Consider the following 21,118-nt stretch of genomic DNA (forward strand, 5'->3'; position numbering starts at 1 on the left):
ACATGCAATAATGATTAAAAAATATGACATGTTAAACACAATGTAAGCTATTATGATGTGAAAATAGTAGCATTGCATTTTAGAAACATAGAGCGATATAATGAATATAAGTTTTTTAAAATTTCAGTTAATTCTAAGGAGGTTGTTTTTATTATGAAAGAACAACTTAATCAACTATCAGCATATCAGCCTGGTTTATCTCCAAGGGCATTGAAAGAAAAGTATGGCATTGAAGGAGATTTATATAAACTTGCATCAAATGAAAATTTGTATGGACCATCGCCTAAAGTTAAAGAAGCGATATCAGCACACTTAGATGAGTTATATTATTATCCTGAAACAGGATCACCGACATTAAAAGCGGCGATTAGTAAACATTTAAATGTAGATCAATCACGCATTTTATTTGGTGCGGGATTAGATGAAGTTATATTAATGATTTCTAGAGCTGTATTAACGCCAGGGGATACTATTGTTACAAGTGAAGCGACATTCGGTCAATATTATCACAATGCGATTGTTGAATCAGCTAATGTGATACAAGTACCTTTAAAAGATGGTGGCTTCGATTTAGAAGGTATTTTAAAAGAAGTTAATGAAGATACGTCATTGATATGGTTATGTAATCCAAATAATCCTACAGGTACATATTTTAATCATGAGAGCTTAGATTCGTTTTTATCTCAAGTACCTCCACATGTACCAGTAATTATAGATGAAGCTTATTTTGAATTTGTGACAGCAGAGGACTACCCGGATACACTTGCTTTGCAACAAAAATATGACAATGCTTTCTTATTACGTACATTTTCAAAGGCGTATGGATTAGCGGGTTTACGTGTAGGATATGTGGTAGCAAGTGAACATGCGATTGAAAAATGGAACATCATTAGACCACCATTTAATGTGACACGTATATCTGAATACGCAGCAGTTGCAGCACTTGAAGATCAACAATATTTAAAAGAGGTAACACATAAAAATAGTGTTGAACGCGAAAGATTTTATCAATTACCTCAAAGTGAGTATTTCTTGCCAAGTCAAACGAATTTTATATTTGTAAAAACAAAGCGGGTAAATGAACTTTATGAAGCACTTTTAAATGTAGGGTGTATTACGCGACCATTTCCAACTGGTGTTAGAATTACAATTGGTTTTAAAGAACAAAATGATAAAATGTTAGAAGTTTTATCAAACTTTAAATACGAATAGTAAGTGGGGAGTGGGACAGAAATGATATTTTCGCAAAATTTATTTCGTCGTCCCACCCCGGCAAGGTTGACTAGAATTGAAAAAAGCTTGTTACAAGCGCATTTTCGTTCAGTCAACTACTGCCAATATAACTTTGTAGAGCATTGAACATTGATTTATGTCTCAAGCTCAATGCAGTGTGAATGATGAGGTGAGAGTATTCAGTGTAAAAAGCAACAATAGATGATATTGTTTTGTATCAATTGCTTTTTTGCTATACTGAATCAATACTGATATTTTGAGGAGAAGATTAAAATGACCCGTAAATCAATCGCGATTGATATGGATGAAGTATTGGCAGATACATTAGGAGAAATCATTGATGCTGTCAATTTTAGAGCGGATTTAGGTATTAAAATGGAAGCTTTGAATGGTCAAAAACTTAAACATGTTATTCCTGAACATGATGGATTAATTACAGAAGTATTGAGAGAACCAGGCTTCTTCAGACATCTTAAAGTGATGCCGTATGCACAAGAAGTTGTGAAAAAATTAACTGAACATTATGATGTATATATTGCTACAGCAGCAATGGATGTACCAACATCATTTAGTGATAAATATGAATGGTTACTAGAGTTCTTTCCATTTTTAGATCCTCAGCATTTTGTTTTTTGTGGTAGAAAAAACATCGTTAAAGCTGATTATTTAATAGATGACAATCCTAGACAGCTTGAAATTTTTACTGGTACACCGATTATGTTTACAGCAGTGCATAATATTAATGATGATCGATTTGAACGCGTAAATAGCTGGAAAGATGTAGAACAGTATTTTTTAGATAATATTGAGAAATAAAATATATCACTTGAAAAATTTCATGTAGAAAAGATGATGGATAGGCTATAAAGTAATTGTGACTGAGATGAACTTTTATGTCTTAGACACTACAACACTATATTGGCAGTAGTTGACTGCGGGGCCCCAACACAGAGAAATTGGATTCCCAATTTCTACAGACAATGCAAGTTGGGGTGGGACGACGAAATAAATTTTGCGAAAATATCATTTCTGTCCCCCTCCCTCATATTTTTAAGTACACATTAGCTGTGACTAATGATAAAGAATCGCTACATAACCAATCATTAGTCGTTCTTTATCATTTCCGTCCCGCTCTCAATAAATGTTAGTCTATCTCATTATTATAAATCGGATGAATGTGTTAATCTATGGCAGATTACACGTCATCCGATTTTTTATAGAATTTGAAAAAGACGCATAAACCACTATGATTTAAAATACAACATCAATCATTTTAGTGGCATGCGCCAAAATTATATGTCTGTTTTTGAAACAGGGTAATAGCTTAAAGCTAATAAAAACGAATATAAGGTGCGTTGAATCTTATGATTACACTCCAAACCTAATATAATATCGGGTTAAGATCATTCCGGATGCTTACAAATCATTGACAGTAAGTAACTGAATGGCATTTGGTATAACCTCAATATCAATAGGTGTTTCTAATGAAATTTCGCCATCAATATCAACTTTCATTGCTGGATCTGTTGTAAGTGAAATCTTTTTACCAGGTATATGCTCAATACCTTGAGTGATTTCATTCCAATTCATGCTATCACGCTTTTTAAAAATATCATTTAAAATACTGAAACTTTGTTCATTAAAAATGAAAGTGTTCAGTTCACCATCTTGAGGAGACAAATCAGTCAATGGTATACGACTACCACCAATGAATGGGCCATTTGCTGTTAGTATCATGGTCGTTTCGCCAGAATATGTCTTATCATCTATTGATAATTGATAATTAAATTGTGTTGGATTTAGCAGTGTTTTGACAGTTGATCCAATATAACTCAATTTACCAAATATATCTTTTGAACCATCTTGTACGTTTTCAGCGTTTTGAACAATTAGACCTAACCCAACAAAGTTGAGTGCATATTGATTATTTATTTTAATTACATCGTATGTACCAACTTGTGCAGAAATCATTTGTTCACTAGCTTGTTTATGATTAGGTGCTATATTTAGCGTTTTTGTAAAATCATTAAAAGTACCGCCTGGTAAAATGCCAATAGGGAGTTGAAGGTCATGTGACATAACACCATTTATAAGTTCGTTAACCGTGCCATCACCGCCAAGAATAAATAATATATCTACATCTTTTGCATAGTTTTTAGTTTTGATTTCTTGGCAATATTTAATAATGTCACCTTCGTTTTCACTCAATTGAATAGAAAGATGCTTACAAATTGAACTTAATGCTGTTGTAACTTCCCCAATACCTTGATTAATATTTTTTAATCCACTGTGTTCATGGTAAAAGAGGACACCATGTGTATATTTATTTTCCATAGTTTAGCCTACTTTCTAAAAATTGGTTCATTAAATATATATACCCACTTTTAATTGTTAATACCAAAAATATGTTTTTAAATAGAGAAAATGGTAATAACTGACATTGATGTCTATAGAGTGGGACGAGAAAAAATAGTTATAGCTGTCTATAACGAGCATATTAAGCTTTTATTTATACTGATATCTTGAATTTAATTAATAGAAACCTATAAAAAAACAGTAAGCCATTTAAATGACTTACTGTTTTTTGAATTAGGCCAACAATATTAACGTATACCTTTCATCGCTTTGATGATTAAAGGTGAGAATGCTAATACAATTGTTGTAACAATAATTGCAACAACACCTAGGAAAATAAAGTAATTTGTTTGACCTAGTGGTTCTATTAACTTAACTAAAGTACCATTGATTGCTTGTGCAGAAGCGTTAGTTAAGTACCAAATACTCATCATTTGGGCATTAAATGCTTTAGGTGCTAACTTAACAGCAGCACTATTACCCGTTGGTGATAAGCATAGCTCACCGATAACACAAATAATGTACGATAAAATAACCCAGTTAACTGAGAAGTTTGATGAACCTGATGCATAACCTACAATACCAATTAGTATGTATGACGCACCTGCTAAGAACGTACCAATTGCAAATTTTACTGGCAGGCTAGGTTGTTTAGTTCCAAGCTTTTGCCATAAAAGTGAAATAATTGGAGCTAGTAATAAAATAAATAATGGGTTAATTGATTGGAAGATCGCTTCACCAAAGTTTGTTTTCCAACCAAATAAGTTTAATTTCATATCTGAATGTTCAATTCCATATATGTTTAATACATTAGACCCTTGTTCTTGAATAGCCCAGAACACCATTCCAAGAATAAATAATGGAATAAATGCTTTAACACGAGAACGTTCAGTATCAGTGACATCTTTACTTCTAATAATTAAAGTGAAGTAAATGATTGGTAATGCAATACCTAATACTAAAACAGTATTACTAACTAAGTTAAATGATAATGAATTAGTTAATGCACCAATAACGATAATTAATACAATTGCTAAAACAACACTTCCGATAATAAGACCATACTTTTTCTTTTCAGCTGGTGTCAATGGGTTAGTAGGTTTCATACCAACGCTACCTAAGTTTTTGCGGTTGAAAAGTACATACCATACTAAACCTAATGCCATACCAACTGCTGCAATCAAGAATCCGCCGTGGAAGTTTTTAACATTAACAAAGTGTTGCAAAATAATAGGTGATAATAATGCACCCATATTAACTGACATATAGAAAATAACAAAACCTGCATCCATACGTCTATCATTTTCAGGATATAAACGGCCAACGATATTTGAAATGTTTGGCTTCATTAAACCTGAACCAATAATGATGAAGAACATTGATGTGAATAAGCCGATTAATGCAAATGGTAAGCTTAAACAAATATGTCCGATAATAATAAAGACTGCACCTAATAAAGTAGCGCCTCTAGTACCTGTAATTCTGTCAGCAATCCATCCGCCTGGTATTGATGTCATATAGATTAATGAACCATAAACTGACATAATTGACATAGCTGTTGTTTTATCAATTCCAAGGCCATTATCTGTTACGGCAAAGTACATGTAGAAAATGAGTAGGGCACGCATGCCATAATAACTAAACCTTTCCCAGAACTCTACAAAGAAGAGTACGCCTAGTCCTCGAGGATGCCCGAAAAATCCTGTTTGAGGTATGTCTTGAATTTGATTTCCATGGGAGTTTTGTTGTGTCATGTATACATCCCATCCTTTCTTCCCCTAATACAATAGTTTAAGTAAATTTGATTGTGCCTTATCAACTAAATATTCCAACAAATCACAAAAAAATAAAAATATTGAGAATATTCTGTTATTAAGCGCGCACAATTAATTAGAGATAATATAAAAATATACTTATTGACGTTAAAGTGCAATAGGTTTCTATAAAAATGTTGTTTAATTCGTGTACTAATATTCTTTTGGTGTACTTTGGTATAAAATATTATTTTAATGTAACCTATTATGTATGCTAAATGAAAAACACACCAATAAGTTAGGAAAATCAACTTATTGGTGTGTTTATTAAATGATACATTTAACGATTATCTATTTTTTCGGGATATAAATCATGATTCATCAAACGATGCTCAGCCATTTTTTCATATTTAGAATTTGGACGTCCATAGTTTGTATAAGGATCAATAGAAATTCCACCACGTGGTGTGAACTTGCCCCAGACTTCAATATAATGTGGGTCCATAAGCTCTATCAAATCATTCATAATAATATTCATACAATCTTCGTGAAAATCACCGTGATTTCTGAAACTAAATAAGTATAATTTCAAAGATTTTGATTCAACCATTTTAACATTTGGAATATATGAAATATAGATAGTTGCAAAATCTGGTTGCCCAGTAATTGGACATAATGATGTAAATTCTGGACAGTTGAATTTTACGAAATAGTCACGACCTTGATGCTTATTATCAAACGATTCTAATACATCAGGACGATAGTCAAAATTGTAAGTATTGTCTTGATTTCCTAATAAAGTTATATCTTGTAATTCATCTTGTTGACGGCCATGTGCCATATAAAGCGCTCCTTTAAATTTATTTTTTTATTATTTTGGCGTCTCGGCGTGCTTTTTCAAACATGTAATAACTTGCACCGATAATAACGACGTAACCTAATGTTGCATAGAAATCTGGAGATTCTCCGAATAGAATAAATCCAAGTATTGCTGTGAAAATTATAGATGCATACGTGAAAATAGAAATATCTTTTGCTGCTGCAAAACTATATGCTAATGTAACACCAATTTGACCCACAGCGGCAGCTAAGCCAGCCCCTAATAGATAAAGTATTTGCATCTGACTCATTGGTTCATAGGTATATGCAGTGAAAGGTATTAAAACGATGACAGAAAATAAGGAGAAGTAAAATACTATAGTATATGGTGCTTCTCTTGTACTAAGTGCTCGAACACATGTATATGCTGATGCTGCAAAAATACCTGAGAATAAGCCAGCTAATGATGGAATCATAGATGATGAAAATTCAGGTTTCACTATTAAAAGCATACCTAAAATAGCAATTATCATTGCTGTAATTTGATACTTCCTTACCTTTTCATGTAAGAAAACAATGCTTAATAAAATCGTCCAGAAAGGATTGAGTTTCATTAATGAATCGGCATCACTAAGTACCATATGATCAATGGCATAAATATTTAACAATACACCAATAAGTCCAAGTGTTGATCGTGTTATTAATAAGGGTTGACTTGAAAGTCTGCCAAACATTGGCTGATGGTATTTATATATAAAAAATAATGGAATAAACATTGCTACTAAGTTTCGTGCTAATGATTTTTGAAAAACAGGAAGGTCACCTGCAAGTCTGAAAAACACTGACATAAAACTGAAACCAATAGCCGAAATTAAAATGGCAATGATACCTTTTACTTTAGGATTCAATTTTATCGCCTCTTTTATATAAAATTAACGTATTTATATTAGCATAAAACAACATGTTGTGCATAAATAGTTGAAATTTACTATAAAAAGACTATAATAGACTGTACCGAACAAATGTTCTGTGTTTATTTGTCGGAATAATAGGGCATTACACTTTTATGAATGTTTGTGTTATTACATAAAACAAATATCAATTCAGTATCAAGCTAATAAGCTTTTTCTTGATTTCTGTTGATACAATTGAGATTGACACAGATTTAAAAAAATCAAGTGATATCTACTAAAAAATTTTTTTAAATTTGTTCAAGTTTTTCTAATTTAGTATTGGTGCCTAGTTGGAACGTTTTACGAACATTCGATTAGAAAATGGCACTTTAAATCATAGTGTGTCTTATGTATAATGAAACACATAATATAGTGTTGGTGAAACGAAAAAGACACAATATCTTGTGTTTTGTATGCAAATGCTTTATTTATGAAGAAATTACATTTAAAAGTAATTTAACACAGAAATTTAATAGTTATTATCAATTAATAGTCATATTTTTAGAAAATGTACTGAGCAAATGGAAGATATCCAATGATGTAAATACTACATATAGTGATTTTTATACATTCAACCCATATAAGCTACTATTTTCTCAAATATAAATCTATGCAATTGGTTTACATTTGAGAAAATAAGTAGCTTCATTATAGTTAATACAATGCTGAGATAACCATAGTAACCATGTTGTTAAAGCATTTTTTAATTGGAATGACTACTTTATTTAAAAGGGTTGAAGAAAGAAGGTGATCCAATGAAAATAATATATTTTTCATTTACTGGAAATGTCCGTCGTTTTATTAAGAGAACAGAACTTGAAAATACGCTTGAGATTACAGCAGAAAATTGTATGGAACCAGTTCATGAACCGTTTATTATCGTTACTGGCACTATTGGATTTGGAGAAGTACCAGAACCCGTTCAATCTTTTTTAGAAGTTAATCATCAATACATCAGAGGTGTGGCAGCTAGCGGTAATCGAAATTGGGGACTAAATTTCGCAAAAGCGGGTCGCACGATATCAGAAGAGTATAATGTCCCTTTATTAATGAAGTTTGAGTTACATGGAAAAAACAAAGACGTTATTGAATTTAAGAACAAGGTGGGTAATTTTAATGAAAACCATGGAAGAGAAAAAGTACAATCATATTGAATTAAATAATGAGGTCACTAAACGAAGAGAAGATGGATTCTTTAGTTTAGAAAAAGACCAAGAAGCTTTAGTAGCTTATTTAGAAGAAGTAAAAGACAAAACAATCTTCTTCGACACTGAAATCGAGCGTTTACGTTATTTAGTAGACAACGATTTTTATTTCAATGTGTTTGATATTTATAGTGAAGCGGATCTAATTGAAATCACTGATTATGCAAAATCAATCCCGTTTAATTTTGCAAGTTATATGTCAGCTAGTAAATTTTTCAAAGATTACGCTTTGAAAACAAATGATAAAAGTCAATACTTAGAAGACTATAATCAACACGTTGCCATTGTTGCTTTATACCTAGCAAATGGTAATAAAGCACAAGCTAAACAATTTATTTCTGCTATGGTTGAACAAAGATATCAACCAGCGACACCAACATTTTTAAACGCAGGCCGTGCGCGTCGTGGTGAGCTAGTGTCATGTTTCTTATTAGAAGTGGATGACAGCTTAAATTCAATTAACTTTATTGATTCAACTGCAAAACAATTAAGTAAAATTGGGGGCGGCGTTGCAATTAACTTATCTAAATTGCGTGCACGTGGTGAAGCAATTAAAGGAATTAAAGGCGTAGCGAAAGGCGTTTTACCTATTGCTAAGTCACTTGAAGGTGGCTTTAGCTATGCAGATCAACTTGGTCAACGCCCTGGTGCTGGTGCTGTGTACTTAAATATCTTCCATTATGATGTAGAAGAATTTTTAGATACTAAAAAAGTAAATGCGGATGAAGATTTACGTTTATCTACAATATCAACTGGTTTAATTGTTCCATCTAAATTCTTCGATTTAGCTAAAGAAGGTAAGGACTTTTATATGTTTGCACCTCATACAGTTAAAGAAGAATATGGTGTGACATTAGACGATATCGATTTAGAAAAATATTATGATGACATGGTTGCAAACCCAAATGTTGAGAAAAAGAAAAAGAATGCGCGTGAAATGTTGAATTTAATTGCGCAAACACAATTACAATCAGGTTATCCATATTTAATGTTTAAAGATAATGCTAACAGAGTGCATCCGAATTCAAACATTGGACAAATTAAAATGAGTAACTTATGTACGGAAATTTTCCAACTACAAGAAACTTCAATTATTAATGACTATGGTATTGAAGACGAAATTAAACGTGATATTTCTTGTAACTTGGGCTCATTAAATATTGTTAATGTAATGGAAAGCGGAAAATTCAGAGATTCAGTTCACTCTGGTATGGACGCATTAACTGTTGTGAGTGATGTAGCAAATATTCAAAATGCACCAGGAGTTAGAAAAGCTAACAGTGAATTACATTCAGTTGGTCTTGGTGTCATGAATTTACACGGTTACCTAGCAAAAAATAAAATTGGTTATGAGTCAGAAGAAGCAAAAGATTTTGCAAATATCTTCTTTATGATGATGAATTTCTACTCAATCGAACGTTCAATGGAAATCGCTAAAGAGCGTGGTATCAAATATCAAGACTTTGAAAAGTCTGATTATGCTAATGGCAAATATTTCGAGTTCTATACAACTCAAGAATTTGAACCTCAATTCGAAAAAGTACGTGAATTATTCGATGGTATGGCTATTCCTACTTCTGAGGATTGGAAGAAACTACAACAAGATGTTGAACAATATGGTTTATATCATGCATATAGATTAGCAATTGCTCCAACACAAAGTATTTCTTATGTTCAAAATGCAACAAGTTCTGTAATGCCAATCGTTGACCAAATTGAACGTCGTACTTATGGTAATGCGGAAACATTTTACCCTATGCCATTCTTATCACCACAAACAATGTGGTACTACAAATCAGCATTCAATACTGATCAGATGAAATTAATCGATTTAATTGCGACAATTCAAACGCATATTGACCAAGGTATCTCAACGATCCTTTATGTTAATTCTGAAATTTCTACACGTGAGTTAGCAAGATTATATGTATATGCGCACTATAAAGGATTAAAATCACTTTACTATACTAGAAATAAATTATTAAGTGTAGAAGAATGTACAAGTTGTTCTATCTAACAATTAAATGTTGAAAATGACAAACAGCTAATCATCTGGTCTGAATTAGCAGATGATTAGACTGCTATGTCTGTATTTGTCAATTATTGAGTAACATTACAGGAGGAAATTATATTCATGATAGCTGTTAATTGGAACACACAAGAAGATATGACGAATATGTTTTGGAGACAAAATATATCTCAAATGTGGGTTGAAACAGAATTTAAAGTATCAAAAGACATTGCAAGTTGGAAGACTTTATCTGAAGCTGAACAAGACACATTTAAAAAAGCATTAGCTGGTTTAACAGGCTTAGATACACATCAAGCAGATGATGGCATGCCTTTAGTTATGCTACATACGACTGACTTAAGGAAAAAAGCAGTTTATTCATTTATGGCGATGATGGAGCAAATACACGCGAAAAGCTATTCACATATTTTCACAACACTATTACCATCTAGTGAAACAAACTACCTATTAGATGAATGGGTTTTAGAGGAACCCCATTTAAAATATAAATCTGATAAAATTGTTGCTAATTATCACAAACTTTGGGGTAAAGAAGCTTCGATATACGACCAATATATGGCCAGAGTTACGAGTGTATTTTTAGAAACATTCTTATTCTTCTCAGGTTTCTATTATCCACTATATCTTGCTGGTCAAGGGAAAATGACGACATCAGGTGAAATCATTCGTAAAATTCTTTTAGATGAATCTATTCATGGTGTATTTACCGGTTTAGATGCACAGCATTTACGAAATGAACTATCTGAAAGTGAGAAACAAAAAGCAGATCAAGAAATGTATAAATTGCTAAATGACTTGTATTTAAATGAAGAGTCATACACAAAAATGTTATACGATGATCTTGGAATCACTGAAGATGTGCTAAACTATGTTAAATATAATGGAAACAAAGCACTTTCAAACTTAGGCTTTGAACCTTATTTTGAGGAACGTGAATTTAACCCAATCATTGAGAATGCCTTAGATACAACAACTAAAAACCATGACTTCTTCTCAGTAAAAGGTGATGGTTATGTATTAGCATTAAACGTAGAAGCATTACAAGATGATGACTTTGTATTTGACAACAAATAACAATTAAATTAAAAGACCTTCACATGTAAAGGGAAATAGCGATTCGTTTCGTCTTGTCTCCTACATGTTGAAGGTCTTTTTTTATGTGTATCTAACTCATTATGAGTCTGAGTAAGAAATCAATGCTCTAAGATGTACAATGTTATTTATATTGGCAGTAGTTGGCGGGGCCCCAACACAGAAGCAGGCGGAAAGTCAGCTAACAATATTGTGCAAGTTCGGGCGGGGCCCCAACATAAAGAAAAACTTTTTCCTTTAGAAATTATCACTTCCACATGAGTTTTACTCATGTATTCCTATTTTTAAGTACACATTAGCTGAGGCTAATGTTAAGAACCACTACATAATCAATCATTAGTAGTTTTTATCATTTCCACTATTCCCAGACATCAAAATCTTAAGTGTTCTATTTTACTTTAAGCAAACAAAATACACATTCCGAAAAATTAAATTTCAGTTTAATTGCAAATATCAATAAAATTGACACTAAATTATTTGAAAGGCTATTGAAATTATGGTCAAAAAACGCTACTATTAATGAGAAATATTATCAATGATAATGATTATCATTAATTTAAAGGGAGAAAAATTTGTAATGAAGTATTTATTAAAGGGAAATATTTTGCTTCTATTACTAATATTGTTGACAATTATTTCGTTGTTCATAGGTGTGAGTGAACTATCAATTAAAGATTTACTACATTTAACTGAGTCACAGCGGAATATTTTATTCTCAAGCCGAATACCAAGGACGATGAGTATTTTAATTGCTGGAAGTTCGTTGGCTTTAGCAGGCTTGATAATGCAACAAATGATGCAAAATAAGTTTGTTAGTCCGACTACAGCTGGAACGATGGAATGGGCTAAACTAGGTATTTTAATTGCTTTATTGTTCTTTCCAACCGGTCATATTTTATTAAAACTAGTATTTGCTGTTATTTGCAGTATTTGCGGTACGTTTTTATTTGTTAAAATCATTGATTTTATAAAAGTGAAAGATGTCATTTTTGTACCGCTTCTAGGAATTATGATGGGTGGGATTGTTGCAAGTTTCACAACCTTCATCTCATTGCGCACGAATGCTGTTCAAAGCATTGGTAACTGGCTTAACGGGAACTTTGCCATTATCACAAGTGGACGCTATGAAATTTTATATTTAAGTATTCCTCTTTTAGCATTGACATATCTTTTTGCTAATCATTTCACGATTGTAGGAATGGGTAAAGACTTTACTAATAATTTAGGTTTGAGTTACGAAAAATTAATTAACATCGCATTGTTTATTACTGCAACTATTACAGCATTGGTAGTGGTGACTGTTGGAACATTACCGTTCTTAGGACTAGTAATACCAAATATTATTTCAATTTATCGAGGTGATCATTTGAAAAATGCTATCCCTCATACGATGATGTTAGGTGCCATCTTTGTATTATTTTCTGATATAGTTGGCAGAATTGTTGTTTATCCATATGAAATAAATATTGGTTTAACAATAGGTGTATTTGGAACAATCATTTTCCTTATCTTGCTTATGAAAGGTAGGAAAAATTATGCGCAACAATAATAAAAAAATAATGCTTTTAATTGCAGTAACGTTATTAATTAGTATGCTGTACTTATTTGTAGGTATTGATTTTGAAATATTTGAATATCAATTTTCAAGTCGTTTAAGAAAGTTCATATTAATTATTTTAGTAGGTGCTGCCATTGCAACTTCAGTGGTGATTTTTCAAGCGATTACAAATAACCGTCTATTGACACCATCAATAATGGGGTTAGATGCAGTTTATTTATTTATCAAAGTATTGCCAGTCTTTTTATTTGGAATTCAATCGGTATGGGTTACTAATGTATATTTGAACTTTATATTAACACTTATAACGATGGTGTTATTCGCACTAATCCTATTCCAAGGTATCTTTAAAATTGGACATTTTTCAATTTATTTTATCTTACTTATTGGTGTCCTTTTAGGAACATTTTTTAGAAGCATAACAGGTTTTATTCAACTGATTATGGATCCTGAGTCATTTTTAGCAATACAAAGTAGTATGTTTGCTAATTTTAATGCTTCTAATTCGAATTTAGTTATTTTCTCAGCAGTGCTATTAGTAATCTTATTAGTCATTACAATTTTACTATTGCCTTATTTAGATGTATTGCTTTTAGGTCGTGCTGAAGCAATTAATCTTGGGATATCGTATGAAAAATTAACGCGAATTCTACTTGTAATAGTCTCAGTTTTAGTTTCTGTGTCAACTGCATTAGTAGGACCAATTACATTTTTAGGTTTATTAACTGTAAATCTAGCGCATGAACTAATGAAGACGTATGAACATAAGTATATTTTAATTGCGACAATTTGCTTGAGTTGGATTAGTTTATTTAGTGCGCAATGGGTAGTTGAAAATGTGTTTGAAGCTACGACAGAAATGAGTATACTTATTGATTTGATTGGTGGAAGTTATTTCATTTATCTATTAGTTAGAAGGAGAAATGCGCAATGATTCAAGTTGAAAATTTAACTAAAACTATAAATAATCAAATGATATTGGAAGATATTAGCATAGATATCGAAAAAGGTAAATTGACTTCTTTAATTGGACCTAATGGTGCGGGTAAGAGTACTTTACTTTCAGCGATATGTAGGTTAATTCGTTTTGATAACGGTGAAGTGAAAATAGATGGACAGCTCATGTCTGATTATAAAAATAATGACTTGTCGAAAAAAATATCTATATTAAAACAAACAAACCATACTGAAATGAATATTACGGTAGAGCAGTTGGTAAACTTTGGACGATTCCCTTATTCTAAAGGTCGTTTGACGAAAGAGGATCATGATATTGTCAATGATGCGCTAGATTTGTTGCAACTACAAGATATCAGAAATCGTAATATTAAGTCATTATCTGGTGGACAACGTCAGCGTGCATACATTGCAATGACAATAGCACAAGATACTGAATATATTTTGCTAGATGAACCATTAAATAATTTAGATATGAAGCATGCTGTTCAAATTATGCAAACGTTAAAAATGTTAGCGCATAAAATGAATAAAGCGATTGTCATTGTGTTACATGATATTAACTTTGCGTCCTGTTATTCAGATCAGATTGTAGCATTGAAAAACGGACAACTAGTTAAGTCAGATTTGAAAGATAATGTCATTCAAAGTAGTGTTTTAAGTGATTTATATGACATGAATATTCAAATTGAACATATAAGAAATCAAAGGATTTGTTTATATTTTAAGGATTGATAATTTGGAGACACTTTAAAGGGGTGATGCGCCAATTAAAGAAGGGTTAAACGTAAAGCATTTATTTATATTTCACATCAAGCACACAGATTAAGCCAAAAGAGGAGAATATTATATTATGAAGAAAACAGTCTTATATTTAGTATTAGCAGTAATGTTTTTATTAGCGGCATGCGGTAACAATTCTGATAAAGAACAATCAAAATCAGAAACTAAAGGTTCTAAAGATACAGTAAAAATTGAAAATAACTATAAAATGCGTGGCGAGAAAAAAGATGGTAGTGACGCTAAAAAAGTTAAAGAAACTGTTGAAGTACCAAAAAATCCTAAAAATGCAGTTGTGTTAGACTATGGCGCATTAGATGTAATGAAAGAAATGGGCTTATCAGATAAAGTAAAAGCATTACCTAAAGGGGAAGGCGGTAAGTCATTACCGAATTTCTTAGAATCATTTAAAGATGATAAATATACAAACGTTGGTAATTTAAAAGAAGTGAATTTTGATAAAATTGCTGCGACGAAACCCGAAGTAATCTTTATCTCTGGACGTACAGCTAATCAAAAGAATTTAGATGAATTCAAAAAAGCTGCACCTAAAGCGAAAATTGTTTATGTTGGTGCAGATGAAAAGAACTTAATTGGTTCAATGAAACAAAACACTGAAAATATCGGTAAAATTTACGATAAAGAAGATAAAGCTAAAGAATTAAATAAAGATTTAGATAACAAAATTGCTTCAATGAAAGATAAAACGAAAAACTTCAATAAAACTGTTATGTATTTACTAGTTAACGAAGGTGAATTATCAACATTTGGACCTAAAGGTCGTTTTGGTGGATTAGTTTACGATACATTAGGATTCAATGCAGTTGATAAAAAAGTAAGTAATAGCAATCATGGACAAAATGTTTCTAACGAATATGTTAATAAAGAAAATCCAGATGTTATTTTAGCGATGGATAGAGGTCAAGCGATAAGTGGTAAATCAACTGCGAAACAAGCATTAAATAATCCTGTATTAAAAAATGTTAAAGCAATTAAAGAAGACAAAGTATATAATTTAGATCCTAAATTATGGTACTTTGCAGCTGGATCAACTACAACTACAATTAAACAAATTGAGGAACTTGATAAAGTTGTAAAATAATTTTAAAAGAGGGGAACAATGGTTAAAGGTCTTAATCATTGCTCCCCTCTTTTCTTTAAAAAAGGAAATCTGGGACGTCAATCAATGTCCTAGACTCTAAAATGTTTTGTTGTCAGTCGTTGGTTGAATGAACATGTACTTGTAACAAGTTCATTTCAATACCAGTGGGCTCCAAACATAGAGAAATTTGATTTTAAATTTCTACTGACAATGCAAGTTGGCGGGGCCCAAACATAGAGAATTTCAAAAAGGAATTCTACAGAAGTGGTGCTTTATCATGTCTGACCCACTCCCTATAATGTTTTGACTATGTTGTTTAAATTTCAAAATAAATATGATAGTGATATTTACAGCGATTGTTAAACCGAGATTGGCAATTTGGACAACGCTCTACCATCATATATTCATTGATTGTTAATTCGTGTTTGCATACACCGCATAAGATTGCTTTTTCGTTAAATGAAGGCTCAGACCAACGCTTAATGGCGTGCTTTTCAAACTCATTATGGCACTTATAGCATGGATAGTATTTATTACAACATTTAAATTTAATAGCAATAATATCTTCTTCGGTAAAATAATGGCGACAGCGTGTTTCAGTATCGATTAATGAACCATAAACTTTAGGCATAGACAAAGCTCCTTAACTTACGATTCCTTTGGATGTTCACCAATAATGCGAACTTCACGATTTAATTCAATGCCAAATTTTTCTTTGACGGTCTTTTGTACATAATGAATAAGGTTTTCATAATCTGTAGCAGTTCCATTGTCTACATTTACCATAAAACCAGCGTGTTTAGTTGAAACTTCAACGCCGCCAATACGGTGACCTTGCAAATTAGAATCTTGTATCAATTTACCTGCAAAATGACCAGGCGGTCTTTGGAATACACTACCACATGAAGGATACTCTAAAGGTTGTTTAGATTCTCTACGTTCTGTTAAATCATCCATTTTAGCTTGTATTTCAGTCATTTTACCAGGAGCTAAAGTAAATGCAGCTTCTAATACAACTAAGTGTTCTTTTTGAATAATGCTATTACGATAATCTAACTCTAATTCTTTTGTTGTAAGTTTAATTATCGAGCCTTGTTCGTTTACGCAAAGCGCATAGTCTATACAATCTTTAACTTCGCCACCATAAGCGCCAGCATTCATATACACTGCACCACCAATTGAACCTGGAATACCGCATGCAAATTCAAGGCCAGTAAGTGCGTAATCACGAGCAACACGTGAGACATCAATAATTGCAGCGCCGCTACCGGCTATTATCGCATCATCAGATACTTCGATATGATCTAGTGATAATAAACTAATTACAATGCCACGAATACCACCTTCACGGATAATAATATTTGAGCCATTTCCTAAATATGTAACAGGAATCTCATTTTGATAGGCATATTTAACAACTGCTTGTACTTCTTCATTTTTAGTAGGGGTAATGTAAAAGTCGGCATTACCACCTGTTTTAGTATAAGTGTATCGTTTTAAAGGTTCATCAACTTTAATTTTTTCATTTGGGATAAGTTGTTGTAAAGCTTGATAGATGTCTTTATTTATCACTTCTCAGTACATCCTTTCTCATGTCTTTAATATCATATAGTATTATACCAATTTTAAAATTCATTTGCGAAAATTGAAAAGAAAGTATTAGAATTAGTATAATTATAAAATACGGCATTATTGTCGTTATAAGTATTTTTTACATAGTTTTTCAAAGTAATGTTGCTTTTGCATCTCATATTGTCTAATTGTTAAGCTATGTTGCAATATTTGGTGCTTTTTTGTATTGAATTGCAAAGCAATATCATCATTAGTTGATAAGAGGTAATCAAGTGCAAGATAAGATTCAAATGTTTGGGTATTCATTTGAATGATATGTAGACGCACCTGTTGTTTTAGTTCATGAAAATTGTTAAACTTCGCCATCATAACTTTCTTAGTATATTTATGATGCAAACGATAAAACCCTACATAATTTAAGCGTTTTTCATCTAAGGATGTAATATCATGCAAATTTTCTACACCTACTAAAATATCTAAAATTGGCTCTGTTGAATATTTAAAATGATGCGTACCGCCAATATGTTTTGTATATTTTACTGGGCTGTCTAAGAGGTTGAATAATAATGATTCAATTTCAGTGTATTGTGATTGAAAACAATTAGTTAAATCACTATTAATGAATGGTTGAACATTTGAATACATGATAAACTCCTTTGATATTGAAATTTAATTTAATCACGATAAAGTCTGGAATACTATAACATAATTCATTTTCATAATAAACATGTTTTTGTATAATGAATCTGTTAAGGAGTGCAATCATGAAAAAAATTGTTATTATCGCTGTTTTAGCGATTTTATTTGTAGTAATAAGTGCTTGTGGTAATAAAGAAAAAGAGGCACAACATCAATTTACTAAGCAATTTAAAGATGTTGAGCAAAAACAAAAAGAATTACAACATGTCATGGATAATATACATTTGAAAGAAATTGATCATCTAAGTAAAACTGATACAACTGATAAAAATAGTAAAGAATTTAAGGCACTACAAGAAGATGTTAAAAACCATCTCATACCTAAATTTGAAGCATATTATAAGTCAGCAAAAAATTTGCCTGATGATACAATGAAAGTTAAGAAATTAAAAAAAGAATATATGACGCTTGCAAATGAGAAGAAGGATGCGATATATCAATTAAAAAAATTCATAGGTTTATGTAATCAATCTATCAAGTATAACGAAGACATTTTAGATTATACGAAACAATTTGAAAAAAATAGATACAAAGTTGAATCAGAAATTAAATTAGCTGATAATAAAAGTGAAGCAACTAATCTTACGACAAAATTAGAACATAATAATAAAGCGTTAAGAGATACTGCGAAGAAGAACCTAGATGATAGTAAAGAAAATGAAGTAAAAGGCGCGATTAAAAATCACATTATGCCAATGATTGAAAAGCAAATTACCGATATTAACCAAACTAATATTAGTGATAAGCATGTTAATAATGCAAGGAAAAACGCAATAGAAATGTATTACAGTCTGCAAAACTATTATAATACACGTATTGAAACAATAAAGGTTAGTGAGAAGTTATCAAAAGTCGATGTAGATAAGTTGCCGAAAAAGGGTATAGATATAACTCACGGCGATAAAGCCTTTGAAAAAAAGCTTGAAAAATTAGAAGAAAAATAACTATAATCATTTTTCAAAGTTAAAAATTTTGAATTTATGGTTAACATGTCAACTTACTATGTGTATAATGGTAAACATTGATATTAACTATATGTATAAAAATGTCACGCAGATGCTATTTAAATGTGATAAATATTTTTAGAGGTGAATAGAGTGGCTATAAAGCTAAGTTCAATTGACCAATTTGAACAGGTTATTGAGGAAAATAAATATGTTTTTGTATTAAAACATAGTGAAACTTGTCCAATATCGGCAAATGCGTACGATCAATTTAATAAATTTTTATATGAACGCGATATGGACGGTTATTATTTGATTGTCCAACAAGAACGCGATTTGTCAGATTATATTGCTAAAAAAACGAACGTTAAACATGAATCACCTCAAGCATTTTATTTTGTAAATGGTGAAATGGTTTGGAATCGAGACCACGGTGATATCAATGTGTCGTCATTAGCACAAGCAGAAGAATAATGAAACTATAGGGTTGGAACATTTTGCCTTACACTACTAGACGTGAATAGCACAACATAAATTCGTGTGAATCAGAGTAGTTTGGCTATAATGATGTTCTGACCTTTTATTTTATGTCACCTTTAGAAGCAGTTAAGTTAGTACTTTTTTACAAACATATGTATAATGTATTCGAGTATTTTTATTGAAAATATTTTGGAAAACGACGAATCCAATAAGAAAATTTAAACATGATTTGTAAGTTAGTTTAATAGGAAATATATGCTAAACCAAAAGAAGCATACTGTTATTTACTGGAATAATTAATAATCATGTCATGTTAAATGTTCGCATATAATCACGAGATAAAATCTAAAATTTAAGATTAATCTTTTATGAATAAAAAACGTATCACAACAAATAATAAAGTAAGGTGGTCAAGGTTATGAAAGTATTAGTAGCCATGGATGAGTTTCATGGAATTATTTCGAGTTATCAAGCTAATAGATATGTTGAAGAGGCAGTTGCAAGCCAAATTGAAACTGCAGATGTAGTTCAAGTACCATTATTTAATGGAAGACATGAATTATTAGATTCTGTATTTTTATGGCAATCTGGGCAAAAGTATCGTATACCAGTACATGATGCAGATATGAATGAAGTTGAAGGTGTTTACGGACAAACTGATACAGGGATGACCGTTATCGAGGGGAATTTATTTTTAAAAGGTAAAAAACCAATTGTTGAACGAACAAGTTATGGTTTAGGAGAAATGATTAAACATGCATTAGATAATGACGCAAAACATGTTGTAATTTCACTAGGTGGGATTGATAGTTTTGATGCTGGTGCAGGTATGTTACAAGCATTAGGTGCTCAATTCTATGATGACGAAGGGCGTGTCGTAGATATGAGACAAGGTGCTGGTGTAATTAAATATATTCGTCGTATGGATATGTCGAACTTACACCCAAAAATGGAAACAGCAAGAATTCAAGTAATGTCGGATTTTTCAAGTCGATTATATGGTAAGCAAAGTGAAATCATGCAAACTTATGATGCGCATCAGTTGAATCATAATCAAGCAGCAGAAATCGATAATTTAATTTGGTATTTTAGTGAGTTATTTAAAAGTGAATTGAAAATTGCAATTGGTCCAGTTGAACGTGGTGGTGCTGGTGGTGGAATTGCAGCAGTCTTGAATGGACTGTATCAAGCTGAAATATTAACCAGTCATGCATTAGTAGACCAACTAACACATTTAGAAAATTTAGTTGAACAAGCGGATTTAATTATTTTTGGAGAAGGATTAAATGAAAATGATCAGTTGCTAGAAACGACAACATTGCGTATTGCAGAACTTTGTCATAAACATCAAAAGGTTGCCATTGCAATTTGTGCAACTGCTGAAAAGTTTGATTTATTTGAATCACAAGGGGTTACAGCAATGTTTAATACATTTATCGATATGCCAGAAACTTATACTGACTTTAAAATGGGGTTACAAATTAGGCATTATACGGTTCAGTCTTTAAAACTGTTGAAAACACATTTTAATGTTGAGGTTTAGTAAAGAAGGACTAAATTGGTGATGCTGTCATGATGGTTAA

At 31.6% G+C, this 21,118-nt stretch carries 22 protein-coding genes; 14 read left to right on the top strand and 8 right to left on the bottom strand.

The genetic code is table 11. The features are described from left to right. The first annotated feature begins 153 nt into the window (after positions 1 to 153). Both hisC and HMPREF3247_RS11400 read left to right on the top strand, forming a co-directional pair. Complete coding sequence (gene hisC / locus HMPREF3247_RS11395; RefSeq protein WP_000663024.1) at positions 154 to 1,212, top strand: histidinol-phosphate transaminase; 1,059 nt, start codon at positions 154 to 156, stop codon at positions 1,210 to 1,212. A gap of 294 nt (positions 1,213 to 1,506) precedes the next feature. Beyond that, on the top strand, positions 1,507 to 2,049 hold the full coding sequence (locus tag HMPREF3247_RS11400; protein ID WP_000197271.1) for a 5' nucleotidase, NT5C type: 543 nt from the start codon (positions 1,507 to 1,509) through the stop codon (positions 2,047 to 2,049). Positions 2,050 to 2,649: 600 nt separating this feature from the next. On the opposite strand, the gene HMPREF3247_RS11405 is transcribed toward HMPREF3247_RS11400, so the two are convergent. Further along, positions 2,650 to 3,567, bottom strand: coding sequence for a diacylglycerol/lipid kinase family protein (locus HMPREF3247_RS11405; RefSeq protein WP_000429006.1), 918 nt, complete (start codon positions 3,565 to 3,567; stop codon positions 2,650 to 2,652). 90 nt (positions 3,568 to 3,657) lie between these two features. On the opposite strand from HMPREF3247_RS11405, the gene HMPREF3247_RS11410 reads away from it, so the two are divergent. After that, complete coding sequence (locus tag HMPREF3247_RS11410; RefSeq protein ID WP_031835073.1) at positions 3,658 to 3,759, top strand: hypothetical protein; 102 nt, start codon at positions 3,658 to 3,660, stop codon at positions 3,757 to 3,759. 77 nt (positions 3,760 to 3,836) lie between these two features. Here HMPREF3247_RS11410 and HMPREF3247_RS11415 read toward each other — a convergent pair whose 3' ends face one another. The 4 genes from HMPREF3247_RS11415 to HMPREF3247_RS11425 form a co-directional block, all read right to left on the bottom strand. Continuing rightward, on the bottom strand, positions 3,837 to 5,342 hold the full coding sequence (locus HMPREF3247_RS11415; RefSeq protein WP_000193751.1) for a peptide MFS transporter: 1,506 nt from the start codon (positions 5,340 to 5,342) through the stop codon (positions 3,837 to 3,839). A 65-nt stretch (positions 5,343 to 5,407) separates the two neighbouring features. Further along, positions 5,408 to 5,653: a hypothetical protein gene (locus HMPREF3247_RS15010; protein WP_072490467.1), complete on the bottom strand. Its 246-nt coding sequence runs from the start codon at positions 5,651 to 5,653 to the stop codon at positions 5,408 to 5,410. A 29-nt stretch (positions 5,654 to 5,682) separates the two neighbouring features. Then, positions 5,683 to 6,183, bottom strand: coding sequence for a preQ(1) synthase (gene queF, locus HMPREF3247_RS11420; RefSeq protein WP_000930014.1), 501 nt, complete (start codon positions 6,181 to 6,183; stop codon positions 5,683 to 5,685). Between the two features lie 19 nt (positions 6,184 to 6,202). Further along, complete coding sequence (locus HMPREF3247_RS11425) at positions 6,203 to 7,069, bottom strand: DMT family transporter (protein WP_001068497.1); 867 nt, start codon at positions 7,067 to 7,069, stop codon at positions 6,203 to 6,205. An 800-nt stretch (positions 7,070 to 7,869) separates the two neighbouring features. On the opposite strand from HMPREF3247_RS11425, the gene nrdI reads away from it, so the two are divergent. The 8 genes from nrdI (at position 7,870) to HMPREF3247_RS11465 (ending at position 15,840) form a co-directional block, all read left to right on the top strand. Continuing rightward, the gene (gene nrdI, locus HMPREF3247_RS11430; protein ID WP_000692521.1) at positions 7,870 to 8,268 is read left to right on the top strand and encodes a class Ib ribonucleoside-diphosphate reductase assembly flavoprotein NrdI; all 399 of its coding nucleotides are present in this window, start codon (positions 7,870 to 7,872) and stop codon (positions 8,266 to 8,268) included. Further along, the gene (gene nrdE / locus HMPREF3247_RS11435) at positions 8,231 to 10,336 is read left to right on the top strand and encodes a class 1b ribonucleoside-diphosphate reductase subunit alpha (protein WP_000855505.1); all 2,106 of its coding nucleotides are present in this window, start codon (positions 8,231 to 8,233) and stop codon (positions 10,334 to 10,336) included. Before nrdI ends, nrdE begins: the two co-directional genes overlap by 38 nt. Before the next feature lie 117 nt (positions 10,337 to 10,453). Continuing rightward, the gene (nrdF, locus tag HMPREF3247_RS11440; RefSeq protein WP_000562498.1) at positions 10,454 to 11,425 is read left to right on the top strand and encodes a class 1b ribonucleoside-diphosphate reductase subunit beta; all 972 of its coding nucleotides are present in this window, start codon (positions 10,454 to 10,456) and stop codon (positions 11,423 to 11,425) included. A 401-nt stretch (positions 11,426 to 11,826) separates the two neighbouring features. Further along, the gene (locus HMPREF3247_RS11445; protein ID WP_000499195.1) at positions 11,827 to 11,982 is read left to right on the top strand and encodes a hypothetical protein; all 156 of its coding nucleotides are present in this window, start codon (positions 11,827 to 11,829) and stop codon (positions 11,980 to 11,982) included. 38 nt (positions 11,983 to 12,020) lie between these two features. After that, positions 12,021 to 12,992, top strand: a complete 972-nt coding sequence (locus tag HMPREF3247_RS11450) for an ABC transporter permease (protein WP_000876318.1) — start codon at positions 12,021 to 12,023, stop codon at positions 12,990 to 12,992. Next, positions 12,979 to 13,935, top strand: coding sequence for an iron chelate uptake ABC transporter family permease subunit (locus tag HMPREF3247_RS11455; RefSeq protein ID WP_001245573.1), 957 nt, complete (start codon positions 12,979 to 12,981; stop codon positions 13,933 to 13,935). Before HMPREF3247_RS11450 ends, HMPREF3247_RS11455 begins: the two co-directional genes overlap by 14 nt. Beyond that, the gene (locus HMPREF3247_RS11460; RefSeq protein ID WP_000616840.1) at positions 13,932 to 14,693 is read left to right on the top strand and encodes an iron ABC transporter ATP-binding protein; all 762 of its coding nucleotides are present in this window, start codon (positions 13,932 to 13,934) and stop codon (positions 14,691 to 14,693) included. Before HMPREF3247_RS11455 ends, HMPREF3247_RS11460 begins: the two co-directional genes overlap by 4 nt. Before the next feature lie 118 nt (positions 14,694 to 14,811). Next, the gene (locus HMPREF3247_RS11465) at positions 14,812 to 15,840 is read left to right on the top strand and encodes a ferrated catecholamine ABC transporter substrate-binding lipoprotein SstD (RefSeq protein ID WP_000754443.1); all 1,029 of its coding nucleotides are present in this window, start codon (positions 14,812 to 14,814) and stop codon (positions 15,838 to 15,840) included. A gap of 316 nt (positions 15,841 to 16,156) precedes the next feature. Here HMPREF3247_RS11465 and HMPREF3247_RS11470 read toward each other — a convergent pair whose 3' ends face one another. The 3 genes from HMPREF3247_RS11470 to HMPREF3247_RS11480 form a co-directional block, all read right to left on the bottom strand. After that, positions 16,157 to 16,471: a CHY zinc finger protein gene (locus HMPREF3247_RS11470; RefSeq protein WP_001127269.1), complete on the bottom strand. Its 315-nt coding sequence runs from the start codon at positions 16,469 to 16,471 to the stop codon at positions 16,157 to 16,159. 17 nt (positions 16,472 to 16,488) lie between these two features. Then, positions 16,489 to 17,412 carry a UDP-N-acetylmuramate dehydrogenase gene (gene murB / locus HMPREF3247_RS11475; RefSeq protein WP_000608435.1) on the bottom strand — a complete coding sequence of 308 codons (924 nt, stop codon included), beginning with the start codon at positions 17,410 to 17,412 and terminating at the stop codon, positions 16,489 to 16,491. Between the two features lie 126 nt (positions 17,413 to 17,538). Beyond that, complete coding sequence (locus HMPREF3247_RS11480; protein WP_000287205.1) at positions 17,539 to 18,057, bottom strand: GrpB family protein; 519 nt, start codon at positions 18,055 to 18,057, stop codon at positions 17,539 to 17,541. A gap of 119 nt (positions 18,058 to 18,176) precedes the next feature. Here HMPREF3247_RS11480 and HMPREF3247_RS11485 point away from each other — a divergent pair, with 119 nt between their 5' ends. The 3 genes from HMPREF3247_RS11485 to HMPREF3247_RS11495 all read left to right on the top strand — a co-directional run bounded on the left by HMPREF3247_RS11485 (position 18,177) and on the right by HMPREF3247_RS11495 (position 21,078). After that, on the top strand, positions 18,177 to 19,055 hold the full coding sequence (locus HMPREF3247_RS11485) for an EMYY motif lipoprotein (RefSeq protein WP_000724887.1): 879 nt from the start codon (positions 18,177 to 18,179) through the stop codon (positions 19,053 to 19,055). A gap of 153 nt (positions 19,056 to 19,208) precedes the next feature. After that, positions 19,209 to 19,529: a bacillithiol system redox-active protein YtxJ gene (gene ytxJ, locus HMPREF3247_RS11490; protein ID WP_000985617.1), complete on the top strand. Its 321-nt coding sequence runs from the start codon at positions 19,209 to 19,211 to the stop codon at positions 19,527 to 19,529. Between the two features lie 424 nt (positions 19,530 to 19,953). Further along, positions 19,954 to 21,078 (top strand): glycerate kinase, encoded by a 1,125-nt coding sequence (locus tag HMPREF3247_RS11495; RefSeq protein WP_000866742.1) that lies wholly within the window; start codon positions 19,954 to 19,956, stop codon positions 21,076 to 21,078. Positions 21,079 to 21,118: the final 40 nt, after the last annotated feature.

Source organism: Staphylococcus sp. HMSC36A10 (assembly GCF_001838845.1).
Taxonomy (GTDB): Bacteria; Bacillota; Bacilli; order Staphylococcales; family Staphylococcaceae; genus Staphylococcus; species Staphylococcus aureus.

Coding starts and splice junctions, on each gene's coding strand:
- nrdF (WP_000562498.1), top strand. CDS start 10,454: ATGATAGCTGTTAATTGGAACACACAAGAAGATATGACGAATATGTTT.
- HMPREF3247_RS11450 (WP_000876318.1), top strand. CDS start 12,021: ATGAAGTATTTATTAAAGGGAAATATTTTGCTTCTATTACTAATATTG.
- HMPREF3247_RS11400 (WP_000197271.1), top strand. CDS start 1,507: ATGACCCGTAAATCAATCGCGATTGATATGGATGAAGTATTGGCAGAT.
- hisC (WP_000663024.1), top strand. CDS start 154: ATGAAAGAACAACTTAATCAACTATCAGCATATCAGCCTGGTTTATCT.
- nrdE (WP_000855505.1), top strand. CDS start 8,231: ATGAAAACCATGGAAGAGAAAAAGTACAATCATATTGAATTAAATAAT.
- HMPREF3247_RS11485 (WP_000724887.1), top strand. CDS start 18,177: ATGAAAAAAATTGTTATTATCGCTGTTTTAGCGATTTTATTTGTAGTA.
- HMPREF3247_RS11405 (WP_000429006.1), bottom strand. CDS start 3,567: ATGGAAAATAAATATACACATGGTGTCCTCTTTTACCATGAACACAGT.
- queF (WP_000930014.1), bottom strand. CDS start 6,183: ATGGCACATGGCCGTCAACAAGATGAATTACAAGATATAACTTTATTA.
- HMPREF3247_RS11495 (WP_000866742.1), top strand. CDS start 19,954: ATGAAAGTATTAGTAGCCATGGATGAGTTTCATGGAATTATTTCGAGT.
- HMPREF3247_RS11470 (WP_001127269.1), bottom strand. CDS start 16,471: ATGCCTAAAGTTTATGGTTCATTAATCGATACTGAAACACGCTGTCGC.
- nrdI (WP_000692521.1), top strand. CDS start 7,870: ATGAAAATAATATATTTTTCATTTACTGGAAATGTCCGTCGTTTTATT.
- HMPREF3247_RS11460 (WP_000616840.1), top strand. CDS start 13,932: ATGATTCAAGTTGAAAATTTAACTAAAACTATAAATAATCAAATGATA.
- HMPREF3247_RS11410 (WP_031835073.1), top strand. CDS start 3,658: ATGGTAATAACTGACATTGATGTCTATAGAGTGGGACGAGAAAAAATA.
- HMPREF3247_RS11480 (WP_000287205.1), bottom strand. CDS start 18,057: ATGTATTCAAATGTTCAACCATTCATTAATAGTGATTTAACTAATTGT.
- HMPREF3247_RS11415 (WP_000193751.1), bottom strand. CDS start 5,342: ATGACACAACAAAACTCCCATGGAAATCAAATTCAAGACATACCTCAA.
- HMPREF3247_RS11465 (WP_000754443.1), top strand. CDS start 14,812: ATGAAGAAAACAGTCTTATATTTAGTATTAGCAGTAATGTTTTTATTA.
- HMPREF3247_RS11455 (WP_001245573.1), top strand. CDS start 12,979: ATGCGCAACAATAATAAAAAAATAATGCTTTTAATTGCAGTAACGTTA.